This is a genomic window from Mesorhizobium sp. M7A.F.Ca.ET.027.03.2.1 (genome assembly GCF_003999175.1).
In the GTDB taxonomy this organism is placed as follows: Bacteria; Pseudomonadota; Alphaproteobacteria; order Rhizobiales; family Rhizobiaceae; genus Mesorhizobium.
The window spans coordinates 1-4,370 of the sequence record NZ_RZOM01000497.1 but is presented as its reverse complement, the minus strand read 5'-3'; the positions used below and the strand labels follow the sequence as shown (position 1 = coordinate 4,370).

5 protein-coding genes and 1 pseudogene are annotated in these 4,370 nt (G+C 62.4%); 5 read left to right on the top strand and 1 reads right to left on the bottom strand.

Going from position 1 to position 4,370, the window contains the following annotated elements; all coding sequences use genetic code 11:
* Positions 1-80: 80 nt before the first annotated feature.
* The 5 genes and pseudogenes from EN750_RS20645 to EN750_RS41515 form a co-directional block, all read left to right on the top strand.
* A pseudogene (locus EN750_RS20645) lies at positions 81-383 on the top strand (ABC transporter permease subunit); the annotation flags it as partial.
* On the top strand, positions 383-1,354 hold the full coding sequence (locus tag EN750_RS20640) for an ABC transporter permease (RefSeq protein WP_127397495.1): 972 nt from the start codon (positions 383-385) through the stop codon (positions 1,352-1,354). The pseudogene EN750_RS20645 and the gene EN750_RS20640, both read left to right, overlap by 1 nt.
* Positions 1,351-2,310 (top strand): ABC transporter ATP-binding protein, encoded by a 960-nt coding sequence (locus EN750_RS20635; protein ID WP_013531724.1) that lies wholly within the window; start codon positions 1,351-1,353, stop codon positions 2,308-2,310. The genes EN750_RS20640 and EN750_RS20635 overlap by 4 nt, the downstream gene beginning before the upstream one ends.
* Positions 2,307-3,305, top strand: a complete 999-nt coding sequence (locus tag EN750_RS20630; RefSeq protein ID WP_245481732.1) for a dipeptide ABC transporter ATP-binding protein — start codon at positions 2,307-2,309, stop codon at positions 3,303-3,305. Before EN750_RS20635 ends, EN750_RS20630 begins: the two co-directional genes overlap by 4 nt.
* Before the next feature lie 138 nt (positions 3,306-3,443).
* Complete coding sequence (locus tag EN750_RS41515) at positions 3,444-3,746, top strand: DUF982 domain-containing protein (protein WP_127397494.1); 303 nt, start codon at positions 3,444-3,446, stop codon at positions 3,744-3,746.
* A 107-nt stretch (positions 3,747-3,853) separates the two neighbouring features.
* On the opposite strand, the gene EN750_RS20620 is transcribed toward EN750_RS41515, so the two are convergent.
* On the bottom strand, positions 3,854-4,370 hold a 517-nt coding region (locus EN750_RS20620; protein WP_245482757.1), incomplete at its 5' end, for a DUF1194 domain-containing protein.

Here is a 4,370-nt window from a genome sequence, read left to right as displayed (position 1 = left end):
ATCCCGCCGCCGTGCCCAGGATCAGGGTGAAGATGGTGGCTGCTCCGGAGATCAGCAACGAGCTCAGCCCGCCATAGAGCATCCTGTGGCGCGACATCCTGCCCAACGTCACCACCACGCTCATCGTCTTCGTGCCGCTTATGATGGCGCTGAACATGCTTACGGAATCAGCCCTTTCCTTCCTGTCGATCGGCGTTCAGCCGCCGGCCGCGAGCTGGGGCACCATCATCCAGGACGGACAGGCGCTGCTTTACACCAGGCCATTGGTGGCGCTGGTGCCGGGGCTGGCGATCGCGGTTTCCGTCATGGCGCTCAATGTCTTCGGCGACGGCCTGCGCGACGCGCTCGATCCGCGCTCCAAGGTTCGGCTGGGGCGCGACTGATGATCTACGCAATCCTGCGCCGGTTCGGCCAGATGCTGTTCGTGATGTTCGGCATCTCGGTCATCGTTTTCCTGATTTTCTTCGCAACGCCGGGCGCCGACCCGGCTGCGCGCATCGCCGGCCGCAATGCATCGCCCGAAGTGCTGGAGGCGGTACGCCACAGCTTCGGCTTCGACCGGCCGCTCTACGTGCAATATGTGACGATGATGGAGAAGATCTTCGTCACCGGCGATCTGACCTCCTTCGTCAATCGTGGCTGGAAGGTGGTGCCGGCGGTGATGGATTCGATCCCGGTCACGCTCTCGCTGGTGTTCGGAGCGGCAATCCTGTGGGTGGTCGTCTCCATCATCATCGGCATCGCCGCCGCCGCCACGCGCGGCAGCTGGCTGGACAAGCTGCTGATGGCGCTAGGGCTGCTCGGCATTTCCATGCCGGTCTACTGGTTGGGCGAAGTGATGAACCTGATCACCCAGAGCCGCTATCACGACAGCTGGGCGTTCTCCTGGGTGCCACCGCTCGGCTACAAGAATTTCTCCGACGATCCGAAGGGCTGGTTCCTGACCCTGGTCATTCCCTGGATCACACTGTCCATTCTCTATATCGGTATTTACGGGCGCGTGCTGCGCGCGGCAATCATCGAATCCCTGCAGGAAGACTATATCCGCACGGCCCGGGCCAAGGGGCTGTCGGAAACCCGTATCCTGCTGCGCCATGCCTTGCGCACGTCGCTCATCGCCTTCGTCACCCTGTTCGGCCTGGATTTCGGCGCGCTGGTCGGAGGCTCGGCCTTGCTGACGGAGGTGGTGTTCGGGCTGCACGGCATCGGCAAGCTCACTTATGACGCGCTGCAGAATCTCGATCTTCCGATGATCATGGCAACGGTGATGTATGCTTCCATGTTCGTGGTTGTCGCCAATGCGGTCGTCGATTTCGTCTACATCCTTCTCGATCCGCGCCTGAGGACATCATGATACTGTCGGTGCGCGACCTCAGAGTTTCCTTCCGCACAAATGATGGCCTGGTGCGGGCCATCGATGGCGTTTCCTTTGACCTCGAGGAAAGCGAAATCCTCGGCGTCGTCGGTGAGTCCGGTTCCGGCAAGACCGTGTCGCTGCTGGCCGTCATGGGTCTCATCACCGATCCCAACGCCACCATCGAAGGGTCGATCCGCTACAAAGGCCGCGAACTCGTGGGACTGCCCGCGCGCGAACTCAGGCGGCTGCGCGGCAACGAGATCGCGATGATCTTCCAGGATCCGATGACGGCGCTGACGCCTGTCTACACGATCGGCTGGCAGATCGCCGAACAGATCCGCGCGCATCGCAACATCAGCAAGTCCAAGGCGATGGAGCGCGTGGAGGAACTGCTGGCCGAGGTGAATTTTCCGAACCCGCACGAGGCGATGTCGCGCTACCCGCACCAACTGTCCGGAGGCATGCGTCAACGGGCGGTGATCGCAATGGCTTTGTCCTGCAATCCGGCGCTTCTGGTGGCTGACGAACCGACCACCGCGCTCGACGTCACGGTGCAGGCCGGCATTCTCGATCTGGTGCGCAAGCTGCGCGCGACGCACAAGTCGGCGGTCGTCTTCATCACACATGACATGGGCGTGGTCTCCGAACTCGCCGACCGGGTCATGGTCATGTATGCCGGCCGCGTGGTGGAGCGCGGCAGTCGCGCGGAGCTGTTTTCCGATCCGCGACACCCCTATACGCGCGCGCTGCTGGGTTCGATCCCGCCGCTGACCGGCGAAAAACCACGGCGCTTGCCGGCCATTCCCGGTTCGCCGCCGTCATTGCTGCGATTGCCGCAGGGCTGTGCGTTCGGTCCGCGGTGCCCGGTTCACTACGAGCCCTGCGAGGCCGGCAAGCCCGACCTCGGGAGCGGCACCCATGCCGCGGCATGCTTCAGGGTGGCACAGGCATGAGCGGACCGATGATCGACAAGAACCGCCCAATCCTCGAGACGCGTTCGCTGGGCAAGCGCTTTTCCATCGGCAGCCGTTTCTCCGCCGAAGGCAAGCGAACCGTTCATGCGGTCGACAATGTTTCCCTGACCGTGTGGCGCGGCGAGACGGTCGGTCTGGTCGGCGAATCCGGATGCGGCAAGTCCACGTTGGCGCGTTGCCTGGTGAGGCTCTACGACATATCGGACGGCGAGCTTCTGTTCGAAGGCAACGACATCACCTCCAAGTCGCTGTCCGAACTCAGGCCGCTGCGGCGCCGCCTGCAAATGGTTTTCCAGGATCCGTCGGCGTCGCTCAATCCGCGCCGGCGCGTCGGCGACCTGGTGGCCGAGCCGCTGCGCATCCATGGCAGGCTCTCGTCGAGCGAGATCACCAAACGCGTGGCGGAACTGTTCGACCTTGTCGGCTTGCTGCCGGATCACGTCATGCGGTTTCCGCACGAATTTTCCGGCGGACAACGCCAGCGCGTCGGCATCGCGCGGGCTATTGCATTGAATCCGGACCTCGTGGTCCTGGACGAACCCGTCTCCGCGCTCGACGTGTCGGTGCAGGCGCAAATCGTCAACCTGCTTGCCGATCTGCAGGAGAAGCTCAATCTCACGTACATCTTCATCGCCCACGACCTGTCGGTGGTGCGCCAGGTGTCGACCCGCATCGCGGTCATGTATCTCGGCTCGATCGTCGAGGAAGGTCCGGCGGAAGAGGTGTTTGCGGCACCAGCCCATCCTTATAGCCAGGCACTGATCTCGGCGGTTCCCGTCGTGGAGACGACGCCCGGTGGGACGCGCAAGCGCATCATCCTCACCGGCGACGTACCGAGCCCTCTGAACCCTCCAACGGGCTGCCGTTTCCATCCCCGATGCCCAATCGCGGCGGAGCGCTGCCGTTCGGAGCGGCCACAGCTGCGGGAATACCGACCCGGTCGCAAAGTCGCCTGCCACTTCCCCACGATGTAGGCGACACTCACGACCGCACGGGTGATCGCCTTCGCCTGATAGATTTCTAAAAGATTCCATTTTTATCTGGAACCAACCGGCTGTTGGCGCGTTTGGGGGGGTTCGATCGAGCGCATTGCGGTCGACCGGGAGGAAACGATGGATCAATTGCATTTCTTTTCGCCCGTGCGGATTTCGCGCGGGCAAGGACACCCTGTGGAAGAAATCGATAATGTTGCCGAAGCCATGATGTTCTTGCGGAAATGGCCGACAGGACGGCGCGGTCCGGTTTATCAGTGCGCGCTGAATTGTTGCTCGGCCGCCTTGTCGGGTCAGATGTCGGCCGAGGAAGCAAGGAAAGCGTTCACCGGCTTTGCCCGCATCACGCGTCTTCTCGATGACGACATGGCGTTGCCGGTGCCCGGCGAAGGCGAGGCAAGGGTGCACGCGTTGCGGCGATAGGCTATTGTCCTGACGGACCTACAAGGACTCGCGCTGCAGCGGGGCGGGTCTTGTTGTGCAATGCGCTCGGTCTGGCGGGTCGAAAGTTCGTCCTGCGTGGCACACTTTCACAGCGGACGCTCGTCGTTCATGCTTACTTCAGTCACGAGCTTGCGGCGAAGCGCCATCGTGTAGTCGTCTGGCCCCTTCGGCGTCATGACGAAGGCCTGGGAACCGCCAATCACCGATCTGGCAAAATAGGATGCCAGAGGTTCGTCGGGATTCTCGTCCTCCGTCGGGATGGCGATTGCATTGATCGTATATCCCTTGGCTATGGCGTTCGACCTGCTCGGCTGGACGGGAAGCCCGTCGTTGTTCTCGCCATTGGAGGAGATATCGATGACTTTCTTGGCCGCCTTTCCCGGAAACTGGTCGAGCAGGAGACTGCCGATGTCGATAGCCGAGGAAACGGATGTTCCGCCTCGCCCTCTGCGGATGAAGCCGGCATCGCCTTTCCTGCTGATCACCGCAGCCGCCGCTTTGGCATCTTCCAGTCCGCAGATGCTTGTCCACGGCAGCACGACGCGTGCGTGTCCGGGGCTCGACCATTCAAAATAGGCAACGCCGATGCAGCCAACATAATTC